Source organism: Mucilaginibacter sp. (assembly GCF_025362475.1).
Classification (GTDB): Bacteria; Bacteroidota; Bacteroidia; order Sphingobacteriales; family Sphingobacteriaceae; genus Mucilaginibacter.
Genome location: NZ_JANYGH010000064.1, coordinates 1 through 17,141, shown reverse-complemented (window position 1 = coordinate 17,141; position 17,141 = coordinate 1). Strand labels below are relative to the sequence as shown.

At 40.3% G+C, this 17,141-nt stretch carries 12 protein-coding genes and 1 tRNA gene; 7 read left to right on the top strand and 6 right to left on the bottom strand.

Features of this window, described 5'->3' with window-relative positions; genetic code table 11:
* Positions 1–202: 202 nt before the first annotated feature.
* The 4 genes from Q0R88_RS21955 to Q0R88_RS21940 all read right to left on the bottom strand — a co-directional run bounded on the left by Q0R88_RS21955 (position 203) and on the right by Q0R88_RS21940 (position 5,161).
* Entirely contained in the window at positions 203–2,659 is a 2,457-nt protein-coding gene (locus Q0R88_RS21955; protein WP_295720487.1) for an outer membrane beta-barrel family protein, read from the bottom strand.
* 245 nt (positions 2,660–2,904) lie between these two features.
* Positions 2,905–3,114, bottom strand: a complete 210-nt coding sequence (locus Q0R88_RS21950; protein WP_295720485.1) for a hypothetical protein — start codon at positions 3,112–3,114, stop codon at positions 2,905–2,907.
* A 22-nt stretch (positions 3,115–3,136) separates the two neighbouring features.
* Positions 3,137–4,804 (bottom strand): PspC domain-containing protein, encoded by a 1,668-nt coding sequence (locus Q0R88_RS21945; protein ID WP_295720483.1) that lies wholly within the window; start codon positions 4,802–4,804, stop codon positions 3,137–3,139.
* A gap of 24 nt (positions 4,805–4,828) precedes the next feature.
* The gene (locus Q0R88_RS21940; protein WP_295720482.1) at positions 4,829–5,161 is read right to left on the bottom strand and encodes a PadR family transcriptional regulator; all 333 of its coding nucleotides are present in this window, start codon (positions 5,159–5,161) and stop codon (positions 4,829–4,831) included.
* Positions 5,162–5,344: 183 nt separating this feature from the next.
* Here Q0R88_RS21940 and Q0R88_RS21935 point away from each other — a divergent pair, with 183 nt between their 5' ends.
* From Q0R88_RS21935 to Q0R88_RS21915, 5 genes are all read left to right on the top strand, one after another.
* Positions 5,345–8,578 (top strand): SusC/RagA family TonB-linked outer membrane protein, encoded by a 3,234-nt coding sequence (locus tag Q0R88_RS21935; RefSeq protein WP_295720478.1) that lies wholly within the window; start codon positions 5,345–5,347, stop codon positions 8,576–8,578.
* 19 nt (positions 8,579–8,597) lie between these two features.
* On the top strand, positions 8,598–10,208 hold the full coding sequence (locus Q0R88_RS21930) for a SusD/RagB family nutrient-binding outer membrane lipoprotein (protein ID WP_295720476.1): 1,611 nt from the start codon (positions 8,598–8,600) through the stop codon (positions 10,206–10,208).
* A 44-nt stretch (positions 10,209–10,252) separates the two neighbouring features.
* Entirely contained in the window at positions 10,253–11,155 is a 903-nt protein-coding gene (locus Q0R88_RS21925; protein ID WP_295720474.1) for a DUF1735 domain-containing protein, read from the top strand.
* A gap of 269 nt (positions 11,156–11,424) precedes the next feature.
* Positions 11,425–12,414: a hypothetical protein gene (locus Q0R88_RS21920; RefSeq protein WP_295720470.1), complete on the top strand. Its 990-nt coding sequence runs from the start codon at positions 11,425–11,427 to the stop codon at positions 12,412–12,414.
* Positions 12,415–12,511: 97 nt separating this feature from the next.
* Positions 12,512–13,216 (top strand): hypothetical protein, encoded by a 705-nt coding sequence (locus tag Q0R88_RS21915; protein ID WP_295720468.1) that lies wholly within the window; start codon positions 12,512–12,514, stop codon positions 13,214–13,216.
* A gap of 49 nt (positions 13,217–13,265) precedes the next feature.
* Here the strand turns inward: Q0R88_RS21915 and Q0R88_RS21910 are convergent, their stop codons facing one another.
* Positions 13,266–13,670, bottom strand: a complete 405-nt coding sequence (locus Q0R88_RS21910; protein WP_295720466.1) for a DoxX family protein — start codon at positions 13,668–13,670, stop codon at positions 13,266–13,268.
* A gap of 69 nt (positions 13,671–13,739) precedes the next feature.
* The gene (locus Q0R88_RS21905; protein ID WP_295720463.1) at positions 13,740–14,687 is read right to left on the bottom strand and encodes an LD-carboxypeptidase; all 948 of its coding nucleotides are present in this window, start codon (positions 14,685–14,687) and stop codon (positions 13,740–13,742) included.
* A gap of 111 nt (positions 14,688–14,798) precedes the next feature.
* Between Q0R88_RS21905 and metG the strand changes: the two genes are divergently transcribed.
* Positions 14,799–16,871 (top strand): methionine--tRNA ligase, encoded by a 2,073-nt coding sequence (gene metG / locus Q0R88_RS21900; protein WP_295720461.1) that lies wholly within the window; start codon positions 14,799–14,801, stop codon positions 16,869–16,871.
* 130 nt (positions 16,872–17,001) lie between these two features.
* Positions 17,002–17,073 (top strand) — tRNA-Arg (locus Q0R88_RS21895).
* Positions 17,074–17,141 lie beyond the last annotated feature (68 nt).

Below are 17,141 nucleotides of genomic sequence, written 5' to 3'. Positions count from 1 at the left end.
GCAGTTTGCAGTTTGCAGTTTGCAGTTTGCAGTTTGCAGTTTGCAGTTTGCAGTTTGCAGTTTTTGAAGGGGCAAACAAGTTAGACAAATCCTGCAGGACTTTAATCCCGGTCCATGAAAAACAAGTTAAAAGAAAGAGCGATGGGTGTCATACCCATCGCTCTTTCTTTTAGCTGCCAACTGCTAACTCTCAACTGCCAACTTAATTATTTCCCTTCACCCTTCCTTTTTCATCATCGGCGCCGCTGCGGTGTTCGCGCGATTTGATAGAGCTGTTGCCGAAGTTGTAAGTTAACGTAAGGCGACCTACCCGGCTATCGTTCCGTTGTCTAATATCAAAGTTGTTGTTGAGCGCATGGCTGCTCAGGTCATTGCGGCGGATGTTGAAAACATCATCACAGGCCAGCTTAACATTAAGTTTCTTATCCATGAATGATTTGCTTACGCCCAAATCAACAGAATAGCGCGGCTTTATTTTATATATGCCATAAGTTAATGCCGACTGGTAATCGCCCATTACCTCTAAACGGTAGCCGGCAAATTTAAATGTTTGCGTTGTTCTGCCCTGGAAAGCTGCCCGGCCATCATTAAAATTGAAGCCTGCAAGCGTATCTGATTTAAAACCGAGATAAAACCCGGTAAGGTTAACGTTACCTTCCCACCATTTAGTAATGGTAAAGGGGGTGTTTATATTAATGTTATACCCGGTTTGTGTTTGCAGGTTTTGGTGGGTTTCAAATGTTTTTTGCCCTTCCGTAAGTATCAGTTCGGTAATGGCATCTGTAGTATGGCTGTAACCAAGGCTTACGTTTACAGTGTGGTTATAGGTATAATTAAACTCAAAGTTTTGGGTGTATTGTGGCTTAAGGAACGCGTTACCTTGCGAAAAGGTAATAGGGTCAAGGTAATAAATGAAGGGGTTAAGATCATCATAACCCGGGCGATCAATACGGCGGCTATAGGAGAAGCTGATCTCGTTTTTATCGTTTAATGTGCGGTTGATAAACACACTTGGAAAAAAGTTTAAATAACTGCGGGTTACCGGTGTGCTGCCTAATAAATTGCCGTTTGATTTGGTTTGCTCGGCGCGGAGGCCCAATTGGATAGATGCTTTTTTGAATTGTTTATTAAGGTTGATATAGCCCGCGGTAATTTTTTCGTCGTAAATAAAGCGATTGGTTCTGGAAGCATCAAGCCCATATAAATTGGTAATGCTATCCTGTTTTTGCGCTTGCAGGTCGTTATCGGTTTTTACATTACTGTATTTTGCACCAACTTCCAGCTTTATGGTTTTGGTTAAGGGTTTGGTATAATCAATCTTGGCTGTATATATAGTTATAGTTGATGGCGTTTGGTTGCTAAGGTTTAAAGGGGCATGTTGTTTGGTTCCATCTTGTTTAAAATAGTTTGTATAATAAAACGCGTTGGAGTTGTTTCTGAACTTGGAATAGTCAAGGTCAATACCTAACTCCTGTCCGCTGGTATCAATCTTAATCCTGTCGTTAAGGTTAAGGGCAAAGTTTTTATAGGTTTGTTTTATTAAAGATGTAGTGCGCAATGATGAATCGGCAACGCCAAATTGTTTGCCAAAAATAGTAGATGTGCTGTTGTTGTCTGTACCGCCGTTGGAGTAACCGCTTATCACAAAACCAATGGCATGTTTGGGAGTAAGATCATAATCGGCACCCAGGCGATAGTTATTATAATGATTTGATCCCGGCATGTGAGAATCCTGGTTAATGTAGGTTTTATTCCCTTGTGCATCAGTAGCCACACGGTCAAGCAGCAAATCATGCCCCCGCTTGCTATCCCCACGACTAAAAGTGCCAAACACATTTAAATTACCATCTTTATGATTAAGGTTCAGGCTGCTGTTATCTCTCCAGTACTTGCCTTTGGCAGCACCAACAGTAATACTACCGTTCGTACCCGACTGCGTATTCTTTTTTAGTTTGATATTAATGATGCCCGAGTTTCCTGCTGCATCATATTTAGCCGATGGGTTGGTGATGATCTCGATAGATTTAATGGTATTGCCATCTGTGGAGCGCAACAAGGTTGCCAACTGCGCGGCAGTTAGGTAAGTGAGTTTGTCGTTAATCATTACGGTTACACCCTGTTTGCCTTTAAGGCTGATGTTATCATCTTTATCAACAGTAACGCCCGGGGCCCTGGCCAGTATCTCCATAGCGGTATTGCCTGCGGCAAGTACGCTGCCTTCCACATTCATTACGGTTCGGTCAATCTTACGTTCAATCAAAGGCTTGGTGGCTGTGATGTTAACCGCTTTTAAAGCATTGGTGCCTTGTTGCAGGTTTAAAACCGGTACCGATACGTGTGCCGATTTTTCGGTAACGGTAAAAGGCTGGCTTATTGCTTTTGCATAGCCAACCACGGTCGCCTTTATCAGGTATTTGCCGGTTGGTATCTTCTCGAAAGAGTAAACACCATTATCATTACTTAAAGCACCTTTAACTATAGTTGAATCTGATGCGTTGATGATGCTCACGCTGGCAAAATCAAGAGGTTTACCCTGGTCATTTACGAGGGAGCCGGATACTTTGGCGCTCCCGGTTTTGCCGGTTTGGCCAAAAGATACACCCCAGCTGATAACTACAAGCAGGAGGGTATATAATATATGATTGATTTTAGTTTTCATTTGTATGTTTTTAAAAAGTTTGGGCAATAAAAAGCCGTTAAGGAAAATGCTTCCTTTTAAAAAATGTGTAAATAAGTATGAGCTGTTTTGGCGTTTAGCCTTAGGTGTGGTTAGTAATTATAATGTATAAGCGGTTTGTTTCATAGTGTATCAGTTTAAGGGGCGATGGCGATGTTTTGCCCTGATAGGCCCCGGTCTGTAATTTATGTGCGTTTTTGTATAAGATGCACATTAGGGGTAATTGGTTACAGAGAAATTAAACTTTTTAATGCAGGGAAGATATTTTTAGCTATATCTATAATGACAGCCTGGCCTAAAGTATGGTTACTATCGGCTGAGATTAAAGCGGTTGAATTAGCAGGGGGTGGATTGGCGACGTTGAATGTAATGCTGTAAAAAGGAATAATAAGCCCGCTAAATAATAGCAGGCTTATATATTTTATCAGTGTTCTCATGAGGTTGTAATTGAGCCGATTACTATTGACCGGAATTTTTGATGCTATCTACAAGCTCTTGTTTCCTGAGGCTATCAATAGTTGCTTGCGGAACAGGAGGGATTTTACACTCCAGGCCATTAGCCGTCATCACGAATACCGAACCATTGGGGTTAGATGGGTTATTGCTTTGCCCGCAATCATATAGGTTAAAGCCCATATTTCTGTCAAGCTTGCCATCAATAACCAGGGTAGCGTTCAAAGGAACTTTAAGGGTGATATAAACCTTTTGCCCGCGCCATTTTGATCCTGCCAATCTTTCCAAACGACGGTCGAATTTTAATACAGAATCTTTTTGAGTAAAACGGTAGCTGATGTTTCTCGCATTGATCAGGGCATCTTCATCATCGCGGCCCCTTGCAATAAATGATTCAACAAGCACAGGTTGTGGTATATCACTTTTTTCTACATTGATCTTCACCGGGTCTGTTGTGCCAAAATCATCGTTGCCATTAAAATCATCATCTAAGATGATCATGCCATTAAAACGCTCCTTGATACGTAGGCGGGTACTATCCTCATTGCTTAAATACTTGGCGTCATTAAGTTGCAGGTAATAGGTGTTGTTAGGTGTTGCTTTAATGTTGACGGTCTTGCTCATTTTTGCGCCTTGCCTGAAATCGGCAGAAGCCCTTACACCGTAGTAAACAACAGCGCCCAAAGCGGCCAGCCATACGCACAATAGGGTGGTGCCAATGGTGCGGTTAAATGACGAGTTTTTAAATAAGAAACCTATTATCACCAGGATAATTGAAAACAAAGGGATTGCCAGCAATAAAAAGCCGCCGGTAATAAACATCACACTGGTTTCCTGGTTAACAAAGTTAAACGGGGGGATGTGGTATATATCTGTTTTGCCAAATGCAATGAGCCCGACAACAGCAACAATGAGCGCTACAGCAATACCGAAACAAGCAAGTAAAATTGCCCCGGCTATCAATTTACCAATTAAACTGCCGGCCCCTCTTAAAAATACGCCCAGGTGATAAAAAAAATCGCTTATAAAATCACGGGTTTTGTAAACAAATGGTTTGGCTTCGTGCTTAAAATTGTGCAGGTTTTCTTTTACGGTGCTCAATTCGTCTTCAAAGTTCTTTTTAAAGCCTTTCAAATCCTGTTTTTCACCTTTCATGGCCATCCTGTCGGCACGGGTGATTGCCTTGGGTACTACTATCCATAATATGGCATATAGGAAAAACCCTGTTCCCGCTACACAAAACGAAATAGCAAACGCCAACCTTACCCAAACTGCCGGTATATCAAAATAATTGGCAATACCTGCTGCAACGCCGCTCACCAAATGATCATCAGGGTCGCGGAAAAGCCTGCGGCGTTCCGTATTATAGGAGTAGGTATTGTTGCCCGGTGCTTTTGCATCGTTTTCGGCAAATTCAAAGTCCTCCACGGTGCCCATTTGCTCAACAACCACGTTAACATCCTGCTCAACAATAACTTGTTTGCTTTGGCTTGCTAAAATCTCGTTAAACATTTCTGCAATTCGGTTTTCGATGTCGGTTGTGATCTCCAGACTGTCTTCCGAGGTAGAAAAATGACGCTTTACATCAGTCATGTAAAGTTTAAGTACGTCGTAAGCACCCTCTTCGATGTGAAAAACGGTACCGTTTATGTTAATTATGATTGTTTTGTTCATGATGCGTAATAATTTCAGGTTTTTTTATTTTCTGTCTCCAATGGCCGTTTGCACGGCATAAACTAATTCTTGCCAAGTTTTATCCAGCTGTTCCAGCACGTTTTTGCCCTCTTCAGATAGTACATAATACTTTCTCGGGGGGCCTGAAATCGACTCGACCCAATTGTAAGTGAGCAGGCCATTGTTTTTTAAACGGGTTAATAATGGGTACAGAGTACCCTCAACTACAAGCAGTTGGGCTTTCTTAAGTTCAGCAATTATGTCTGATGCATATGTTTCGCCCTTGGCTATAATGGAAAGAATGCAGTACTCCAGTATGCCCTTCCTCATTTGGGTTTGTGTGTTTTCAACGATCATAATACAAAGATATATGTTTTGGATTGTATTATGCAATACATAGTACTAGAATTATTAAATTTTATTATTAAACATGCTTTTTTTAAAAAAAAGTCATCTTTTTTAAGAAAATACTTGACTTTTTGATAACGTAACATTACTTTTAACATTAATTAACTATTAACTGATCTTATTATTAACAAAATGAAAAAACTTCTACTAGCAAGTTTGTGCTTTCTGTTGTTATGCCTAACGCAGGTTTATGCACAAAACCGTACAGTAACAGGTACGGTTACGGCCAAAGATGACGGCCTACCAATTCCGGGAGTATCAGTAAAGGTAAAGGGCACCTCCAGTGGTACCCAGACCAACGCTGCCGGAAAATTCTCTTTAAGCGTTCCTTCGAGCGCGGTACTTACTTTCTCTTTCATTGGTTACAACACCCAGGAAGTTTCAGTTGGTACAAAATCCTCATTTGATGTTGTGCTATTGAGCGCTAACAGCCAGTTGAATGAAGTTGTTGTAACTGCATTGGGTATCCAAAGGCAGGCAATATCTTTGGGTTACTCAACATCAAAGGTTTCTGGTAAAGATATTACCCAGGCAAAACCAATCAGTGTTATAAACGGCTTAACCGGTAAAGTATCGGGTTTGCAGGTTAACACGGTAAACAGCGGTTTATTTGCACCAACACGTGTAACTTTACGTGGTAACAGGTCATTAACCGGTAACAACCAGCCTTTGTATGTAGTTGATGGTGCTATCTTCTATAGCGATATCAGCACACTTAACCCGGAAGACATTGCCGAAACCAACGTATTGAAAGGTTCAAGTGCGTCGGCTGTTTATGGTTCTGATGCATCAAACGGTGTAATCATCATCACTACTAAACACGGTGCTAAAGGAACTTCTTCATTAACGGTATCTTCTACAGTGCAGGCTGAAAAAGTTTCTTACATTCCTGAGTATTCAGGCCGTTTTGGTGCCAATGGTGGTGAAAAAGAGGTTTTTGATTTTTCAGACCTTTCCTACTATATTCCTTACGAAAACCAAAGTTATGGTCCGGAATATAATGGAAAGTTAGTTCCGCTTGGCCGTCCGTTCCCAGATGGTTCTGTTGAAATGGTTCCTTACTCTGCTGTAAAAAATCAAAAGAAAGATTTTTTTGATACAGGTATTACAACCCAGCACAACTTCTCTTTTAACTCTGGTGATGAAACAGGTAGTTTCTACATGTCAGGCCAGGATGTAAAAAGTAAATCTGTTATGCCTAAAGATGAAGGCCGCAGAGATGTATTCCGTATAGGTGGTGATAAAAAATATGGTATATTTTCAACTCAATACTCTGTTGCTTATACTTACTTAACTACCAATAAAACCAACACCGGTACCGTTTATAATGACTTGTTAGAGTCTCCTCTTAATGTTCCTATAAAAGATCTGTTAGATCCTACAAGTAAATACGGTACTCCTGATTCTTATTATAATGATTATTATATCAGCCCGGGTCAGATGATTCAGCAACAAAGAAATTTGAACACTGAGAATCACATCCAGGCTAACTTGCAGTTAAATTTAAAATTAGCCAAATGGCTTAATGTATCTTACCGCACCTCTATTGATAACAATAGCACAAGGGGCGAGTATCATGATGCAGGTATCTCTTTCAGCGATTACACCCGTAACGTTGGCGAAAATATTTACTATCCAAATAATTCAGGTGGTATTGATACTATTGCTGATGCCGGTCATAAAGCAAGCGCAACAAACACCCTTCCACAATTCGGAACTTATAACTTGAACAACATTTTATACAGCTCTGATTTCCTTGTTGCATTTAATACCAAACTTCCACATGACTTTAAATTGAATGGTACCTTAGGTGTTGCTTATTTAGATAATAAGATCACTTATACTCCAATCAACAATGGTCCGTTAAACTTCTTGCCATATAACACTTCAAACTTTGCATCTGTTGCAAACGTTAACGGTCAGGCAGTTGCCCAGGCCCGTAAATTAGGTTACTTTGGTGAAGCAACCTTAGGTTATAAAACTTACGCGTTCTTACACGGATCATACAGAACGGATTTAGATACCAGGTTATCAAAAGCTAACAAATACATCCCTTATTATGATATCGATGGATCGGTAGTTTTAAGTGAGATCTTTAAATCTATAGCTGATAACGATTACCTTAACTTTATTAAAATACGTTACGCGCATTCATTAACAGGTAATGCTTCGCCTTTGGCTAACGGATCACAGTATATCGCTTTTGGTGCTTATTCAACTTTACCAACCATTGCTTTGGCTGGTGGTTTCCCATACAGCGCAAGTGGTATCTCTGGTTATTCATTAAATACCAGGATTGCTAATCCTAACATCAAACCAGAAAAAGTTACTGAAGATGAAGTTGGTTTAGACCTGGGCTTCCTTAAAGACAGGTTAACTTTAACTGCTTCTGCTTACAAATCACATACTACTGATGGTATCGTTACTGCATCTATTTCACGTGCATCAGGTTTCGTATCTGCATTGTTAAATGCTGCCAATTCTGAAAATAAAGGTTTTGAGCTTGATTTGCATGGTACTGTGATTAAATCACAAGCTGTTACCTGGAATTTGGGTGTTAACTATACAAAGCAAAAAAGCAAGGTTAACAGTATAGTAGGTGGTGTTAAAGAACTACAAATCGGTAGCAGCATTAACGCAAACGGTGTACTTGTAAATTCAGCAAACCAGGCCTCATTTGCTATAGTTGATCAGCCTTATCCATCACTTAAAGGTTATGACTGGACCCGTGATCCTGCTACAGGAAAAGTAATTGTTGATGCCAATACTGGTTTACCAACAAGAGCTGCTACTCCAAGCATATTAGGTAACACAAACCCTACAGACCTTTTAGGTTTTACATCATCATTAACTTACAAAGGCTTTACTTTAAACTTAACGGTTGATTACAGAAGCGGTTACAAAGTATTTAGCCAAATTGGTAACACTTTGGATCACTCTGGTGTTGGTATTACTACTACACTTACTGGTCGTCAGCGTTTTGTTTTCCCGAACTCTGTTTACAAAAATGCAAGCGGAAGCTATGTTGATAACACCAACATCCTTACTCAGGATGGTAACTTCAACTTTTTCCCAACAACTTACTTAGGTGTTGATGCTAACTATGTAATTAGCGCGGCTGCCTGGAAATTAAGAGAAGCATCTTTGGGCTACTCATTCCCTAAAGCATGGTTAAGAGATTTTAAATTCATTAAAAACGTGAATGTGTCAGTATCTGGTCGTAACTTGTTAATGTTCCGTCCATCAACTAACAAATGGAGCGATCCTGAGTTTAGTGAAGATACCAGCAACGCTGTTGGTAGAAGCTCAGTAAACCAAACTCCTCCAACCAGAATATTCAGCGGTACATTAGCTGTAACTTTTTAACAAAGAAATTGAAATGAAAATGAAAACGACAACAATATTTAAGCGAAAAGTAACCTTGGGTTTGCTTTTCACAGCTGTGATATTTACGGGTATAGTGGGATGTAAAAAGGGAACATTTGATATCAATGATGTAAACCCTAACGCGCCAGCCGCGGCGCCAGCTAAATATACGCTAAGCTCGGCATTGGTAGGTACTACCAATTTAGTACAGGGTGGTAATTCCGATGTTTTTGAAAACTGGATGGGTTACTGGACTCAAAGTGGTGGTTTTACTTCAAGTACCACTTATGTACTTTACCAGTTAACCAGCAACAACTTTACAGGTAACTTTGATAACGCTTATTTAAACTTATCAAACTATAACCTGTTAATAAAAACAGCAAGCAAGGATCCTACACTGGCTTATTATAAAGCTATTGCAACTATCATGCAATCATACGTTTATCAACGTTTGGTTGATATGTATAACAGTGTGCCTTACTCACAGGCTTTAATTATTAACAGCACTTTTTCATACAAATATGATGAGCCTCAGTCTATTTATAACAGCATTACTGCTAAATTGGATTCGGCTGTTGCAATAATTAATTCTAACCTTAGCAACCCATTGTCAACAGCTGTATTTCCGCTGAACTATGATGTAATGTTTGGTAAGGGTTTTACCGCTACAGATTCAAGAGGTAAAACAGAAATGCAAAACTGGGTTAAGTTTGCCAATACGTTGAAGCTTAAACTTTACATGCGTCAAACTGAAAAAGGCAGCCCTGCTGTTGCCCCTGCAACAGCATTTAGCGGTTACACTGCGGATAGCTTTTTACCTGCAGGTACAGATGCATCTGTAAACCCGGGTTATTCAAATGCTGCTGATAACCAGTTAAATCCGTTTTATTTAGATGTAATTGGAAATGCACAAGCTTCAAATGGTACCAATACCACTTACTGGCGTGCAAATTCATACGGTGTTAATTTTTACAAAAACAATAATGATCCCCGGTTAGGTTATATTTATATCCCAACTAAAGGTTCAGGTGGTGCAGCAACAGATCCTACTGCGGTTCAGGGCAGGGCTTATGGTAGCACAAGCGGTACAGAATCAAATACAGTAATTTCTGCTGTATTAGGTACAGGTTACAATGCAGGTGGTACTACTCCTAAAGGACCAGGCCAGGATGCGGTATTGCTTCCGGCTTTTGAAAGCTTATTTTTACAGGCTGAAGCTATTCAACGTGGTTATTTAACATACTCTACCGCTGCAACTGTATACGATGCTGCTGTTGCTGAATCATTTAGGTTTCTTGGTGTTGCAAATTCTGCTGCTGCAGCCGCCACTTACACCGGTCAGGCAAATGCCTTAACAAACTACTCTGTAGCACCAAATAAATTAACAACATTGATTACCCAAAAATGGGCAGCCTTAAATTCTGTTGATCCATTAGAGTCATATAGCGATTGGAGAAGATTGGGTATCCCATCAGATCTTCCGGTTTCTATTTACCCAGGTAATACTGCAACTCACATCCCTTATCGTTTGCCTTACCCGGTTAATGAAACCACGCTTAACGGAGCGAATGTTCCTGCGGGTGGTTCGGGTACTGATGCGTTAACATCCAAAATATTCTGGATGAAATAAGCCTGGTGCTGATGTTAAATAAATAATTAATAAAACAGAAAGAAATGAAAAAATTAATCATACTATTAGGAGTCCTGACCGTCTCGCTTACGTCTTGCTTGAAAGACAAGCCGAACGTGGATTTTTCAAATATTGGCGCATTTGCCGAGATAGTACACAGTGGTAGTCCATATTTTGGTGAAGCTGCTATTACAGATGCTCAAGATACTATTTCAAGAACACTACAGATAAACGTAACCGGGCAGTATGCACCAACAAAGGATGTAACCGTAACAGTAGCATTGGATAACTCTATAATTGCGCCATATAATGCTGCCAATACAGCAGTTACTTACTTGCCAATGCCAACAGGGTCCTTTGTATTCGCTACAACTACTGTAACGATAAAAGCCGGAACACGTCTGGCTAATATTCCGGTAACTTTTTATAAGAATCAATTAGATCCTTCAAAAAGCTACATGTTGCCTATAAAAATTACAAATTCAAGCTTACCACTAGGCGCAAACTTTAGTATTAAATATTATCACTTTATTGGTAATGATTTTGCAGGGACTTATAAGCATCAGTTTACAAGAACTCCTGCTGCAGGTAACTTTACTTATGATGCCGGGAAAACATCAGCGTTTTTACCTGATTCACCAACTCAGTTTGAAGTTGCAGGATCTTATTACACTGGCGACATCAGATATGTTGTTAAGTTTACTAAGACAGGTGCTGGTGCCAGCGCAACATACTCTCATTTCAGCGTAACTATCAATACAGATGATGTTGCCAAGCTTGGAGCTGTAACCCCACCAATTTTAGTTACTACAGCGCCAAGTATTACAGGCTATACAGAGAAGGAATATACTTTCACTCAGGCTTTGGCATTGTTTGATAATGGATTAACTTATGGTGTTACAGGCGGTTCTGGTGTTAGGGTTAACCTTGATCAGTATAAGGAGTAATTTTAAAATCTGATATTTATATAAGACTATTTTATTGATCATATATAATATTAAAAGAGAGGCTGGTTTCTTAATTGAAATCGGTCTCTTTTTTTGTTGAGTAACTGCTAATTGTTTATAAAACTAAAGTATACTGAAGTGCATGTTTAATGAACTGAACAGGTGACAAGTAAACCAGAACATCCATTTCTAACGGCATCAAAAAATATAAGTAAACATTTGATTTTGAATATGTTTATATCTAACTTTAATACTTAATTATACTTGTAATGAAAAACTTAATCTTATCAACAATTTTTACATTGACAGCTGCCCAGCTAACAATGGCTCAATCTATAACCGCATCCGGTACCGTAAAGAATGAAAAAGGACAGGTCATCGCATCTGCTTTGGTACAGGAGGAGGATGCAAAAACAGCCACTTATACGGACTCAACAGGTTTTTTTACAATCCCGATAAAAAGCAACGCAACTATTGTGGTTTATGCTAAAGGATATAAAGATGAAAAAGTAAGCCCGAAAGAAAATTTGGTTGTGGTGCTTACACCCGGGAAATCTTCATTCAAGGCGCGTAATCTTAATGACCCTGATAAGATAACTACCACTATTCCAGATCAGAACATTACCCACGGTTTTACCTATTTTAATGTTTCAACTACCGGCTCCGGAGGGGCCTTATACAATATATCGCGTAAGGAAGACACAAAAGGTAGCCGGTATTTGGTGGAAAGCTGGGCAAAAGGATATGTAGTTGATAAAACCGGAGCGCCAATTAAGAATGATAACTATTCTTTTAACTATGATAAAATAAATGGTTCGCTTTTGTTAACACAGGATAAACGTGCTGCTGTTGATGTGGACAGGGACCGGATAAAAAGCTTTACTATTTACAATAAGCTCGATTTGCCCGAAACTTATGAACTAATAACAAATATTGATCCTTCACACTATACCCAGGTATTATCAGACGGGAGTAAGTACAAGGTTTATAAGTTTACCAAAACTACCTTTGTAAAAGCTAATTACATAACTGATGGAATGACATCAAGCGGTAATCACTATGATGAATATGTTGATGAGCCTACCTATTATATACTTGATGTTAAAACCGCCGCGCTGCAAAAAATCGCCATCAAATCAAAAACCATAAAACAAGCTTTTCCTGCGGAGGCTGATAAAGTAAAAGCATTTTACAAGGAACATGCTGATGATGACATCGACGAAAACTTTTTGAAGAGCCTTGCCGATTCATTGAATTAACAAGTTTTAAAGACTATATTATAAAATGGACCGTTAGACTTTCTCTAATGGTCCATTTTTATTTCGTTTGTTTTAGAGGTATTTATAAAGATTTAAAATGAAGAACATATTTGTAATAGCTATTGCATTATGCCTTGCAACAGGCGGGGCGTTAAAGGCTCAAACTGGCACAAACAGCATCTCGGCCACTGGTATTAACTCCGGTACCGGCATGGCTTATAATTTAACTAATAAAGAGGATACCAAAGGTAGCAGGTTCCTTTTTGACGTCTGGGCTAAAGGTAATGTAACGGATAGTAAGGGAAACGCCATAAATAGCGAAAATTATACTTTTAATTACGATAAAATTGGAGGGGCGCTGCTGTTAAGCCAGGATAAGCAAACGGCTATAGCGGTTGATAAAGAACACGCTAAAGGTTTTGTTATTTACGATAAAAATGATGCCCCAATGGCGTTTGAGTATGTGCCCGCCATTGATGCCACTCATTATTGCCAGGTTTTGGCAACAGGGGGTAAGTATAAAGTTTATAAGCTTACTAAAACCAGGTTTGTAAAATCGGATTATAAAAATGACGGGATTTCATCAAGCGGGAATAAATATGATGAATATATTGATGAAGCCGTATATTACGTTGTTGATGCTAAAACATCCGCGCCACAAAAGATAAGCTTAAAAAGTAAGGCTATTAAACAGGCATTTGCAGCCGATGCCGATAAGGTAACTACATTTTATAACGAGCATAAAAGCGAGGACACTGATGAGGTTTTTCTTGCAAAGCTTGGCGCTTATGTAAATCAATAAGGATATCTATAAAGAACGCCGGCTAACAAACCGGCGTTCTTTGTAGATATTATTTTTTATCCACACTATATTTCCCCGGGCCAATAAAAATAAGGCCGGCAAACATAGTAGCATCTTCAATGGCGTGTGCCGCGTCGCCCAGGCCGGCAGTACGCAGTTGCAATAGGGCTGCAACTATAAGGTTGATTAGCAAGAACACGCAGGCTGGTCTAAAGGCAAGCCCTATGATAAGCAAGAAACCGCCTAATAGCTCGGTCACCGCCGCCAGTAATCCCCACATTACGGGTAAAAAATGAATGCCCACATATTTCATTGATTCGCCAAGCTGTTCCCAGCCTTTTACGCCACCCATAAGTTTGGGGTAACCATGATAAATAAACATGATGCCTAAACCTACACGGATGATTAATAGTCCTGTGTTTTTGTAATTGCCTAATTTGCTAAGTAGTGCCATATATAATAATATATTTTTAGTTTTTATTGCTCGATTTATTTTGTTAAATCTTTAATTGGATATTCTGATTCAGACAAACTGAACGTTTACCTGCTGGTCATGTACGTTTAATGCAACCTGGCGCCCTAATATTAAACTGCAGTTATCGGGTATGTGCCCGGCCGGGAAATCAAAGCAAACCGGGTAATTATAGCCCTGCACAATATCCATAATGATATCTGGTACGGTTTGCCCAAATGGAATATCGTTATCCTTTATATCGGTAAAGCCACCAACAATTAAACCCGCAAGGTTTTTAAGCTTGCCGGCCCTGTCAAGGCAGCGCAGCATACGGTCAATACTGTACAGGTATTCGCCTACATCCTCTATAAACAGGATCTTACCGCTATAGTCTATATCAGATGCTGAGCCAGAGATGGCGATCAATAATGATAGATTTCCGCCAATCAGTATTCCGGCACCTTCACCGGCCCGGTTGGAGGCGTGTGGGGGTAATTGATAGCTGAGTTGCTCCCCAAATAAGGCTTTGCGCAAAGTATCCAATGACCGGGATGAGGCGTCGGGGATATTTATGGGCATTTGCCCGTGAATGGTTTGCGCGCCGTAATTGGCAAACAAATGCGCATGCAGTATGGTAATATCGCTAAAGCCAATAAGCCATTTAGGATTTTGTGCAAACCGGCTAAAGTCAACCTTATCTATCATCCTGATGGTACCGTAGCCACCGCGTGCCGCTATAATGGCCTTAATACTATCGTCATCAATAAAACGTTGCAGGTCTTTTGCCCTTAATTCGTCGTCGCCCGCAAACTGGTGGTATGAAGCATCAACAGTTTCGCCCAAAACAACCTCTAATCCCCATGACTGTAAAAGCGCGATGGCATCCGTCATCGGGTTAGGCAGTTTTTTGGCCGGACAGGTGATCGCTATTTTATCACCTTTTTTTAAGTAAGGCGGAAGCCCAGCGGTGTGTGTGGATGAAAGTGGAGAGGAAACTATAGGTGCTGGATTATCCATCGTCAATAATAATAAATTTTTTTTGGCATCCGTCTGCCGGACTTCATTGTGTTCGGTCTTTTCCGACTTAAATAATTTATCTTTGCCAATTATTTATAAAGCCGCTTTTTAATGTCAGAACTCAACAAATATAAAAGATATACGGTTACATCGGCCTTACCTTATGCCAACGGACCCCTACACATTGGTCACCTTGCAGGCGCTTACCTGCCGGCCGATATTTTTGTAAGACACTTAAGGCTCAAAAAAAAGGATGTATTATATGTTTGCGGTTCGGATGAGCATGGCGCCGCCATTACCATCAAAGCAAAAAAAGAAGGCACCACACCGCAAGCCATCATTGATAAATACCATACCCAGATAAAAGAAAGTTTTGAGCAGTTTGGGATAGCTTTTGATATTTATCACCGCACGTCGTCGCCAATACATCATGATCTATCGCAGGAGTTTTTCCTGAATTTGTATGAGAAGGATGAGTTCATTGAAAAAATGAGCGAGCAATATTACGATGAGGATTACGGACAGTTTTTGGCCGACCGGTATATTACCGGTACCTGCCCCAATTGCCATAATGAGAATGCTTACGGCGATCAGTGCGAAAGATGCGGTACATCGTTAAATCCTACCGATCTGATTAACCCGGTATCTACGCTAAGTGGTAAGGCACCTGTTTTAAAGATGACCAAGCACTGGTACCTGCCGCTTGATAAATACCAGCCCTGGTTGGAGCAATGGATAGATACCAAAGAAGACAGCTGGAAAACAAACGTTTTTGGCCAGTGTAAATCATGGCTAAAATCGGGCCTGCAGCCACGCTCCATGACCCGCGACCTGGATTGGGGTATTGATGTACCACTGGAAGAAGCACAAGGCAAGAAACTGTACGTTTGGATGGATGCGCCAATAGGCTATATCTCTGCCACCAAACAATGGGCTATTGATAATGATAAGGATTGGAAGCTATACTGGAAAAAGCAGGCCGATGAGCAGGATGATGCCTGTTTACTACACTTTATTGGTAAAGATAACATCGTGTTCCATTGTATTATTTTCCCATCAATATTGCATGCCCATGGTGAATATATTTTGCCGCAAAATGTACCTGCCAATGAGTTTTTAAATTTAGAGGGCGATAAGCTTTCCACATCGCGTAATCATGCCGTTTGGTTGCACGAATACCTGGAAGAATTTCCGGGCAAGCAGGACGAACTGCGTTATGTACTTACCTCTATTTTACCTGAAACCAGTGATAGCGAATTTACCTGGAAAGATTACCAGGCCCGTATTAATAACGAGCTGGTAGCCATACTGGGTAACTTTGTTAACCGGGTTATGATACTGATGCATAAATTTTACGATGGTAAAATTGAAAGCAATACCCATAAAATTGAACTTAACGACGAATACCTGAACACAGAAATAGGCATTTGTTATGATGAAATAGAAAAAAACCTGGAAGCTTACCGCTATCGCCAGGCGTTGCAAGCTGTTATGGATATCGCCCGCCTGGGTAATCGTTACTTAACCGAAAAAGAGCCCTGGAAAACAATTAAAACCAATCCGGAAGATGCTAAGCAAGCGCTACATAACTGTTTGTTTATAATTGGACACTTAACTGCCGCCGCGCAGCCATTTTTGCCGGCAACTGCTAAAAAGATCATCGGCATGCTTAACTGGCCGGATGAAGTTATCCCTTACGATCAGGAGATTTATTTTAATAACGGACATCAACTAAACCCATCTTCTTTATTATTTGAGAAGATAGAAGATGAGGTAATAGATCAACAGCTGCAAAAACTGTACGACAAAAAAGCTGCGGCAGCCCCGGTAAAAAGCATAGATGTACAACCCGCGAAGGAAAATATCAACTATGAATCTTTTGCTACCATGGATATCCGTACGGGCACTATCCTGGCTGCAGAAAAGGTAGCCAAAACCAAGAAACTGCTAAAGCTGACCATTGATACCGGCATTGATGAGCGTACGGTAGTATCTGGCATTGCCGAATATTATGAGCCGGAAGCTATTATTGGCCAAAAGGTAAGCATACTGGTAAACCTGGAACCACGTGAGATTAAAGGGATATTATCGCAAGGTATGATCCTGATGGCCGAGAACAGCGAAGGCAAACTAAGCTTCGTTGCGCCGGTGGATGATTTTCATAATGGAGCAGTGGTAAGGTAGAAATGCCGATTTTGGATTTAAAATGGGCGTTTTTTAGGCCGATAAAAATTTGCTGTTAAGGCATGTGATTTTTCAGGTATAATTTGCACCTTTGCAAGCTGATAAAGGATCCGCCCTTATCTGCTATAACGGTCCCGTAGTTCAACGGATAGAATAGGAGTTTCCTAAACTCTAGATATGAGTTCGATTCTCGTCGGGACCACTGAAAACAGTACTAAAATGATACAAAAGCCTGCGAATCAGATGATTGCAGGCTTTTCTTTTAGGGTC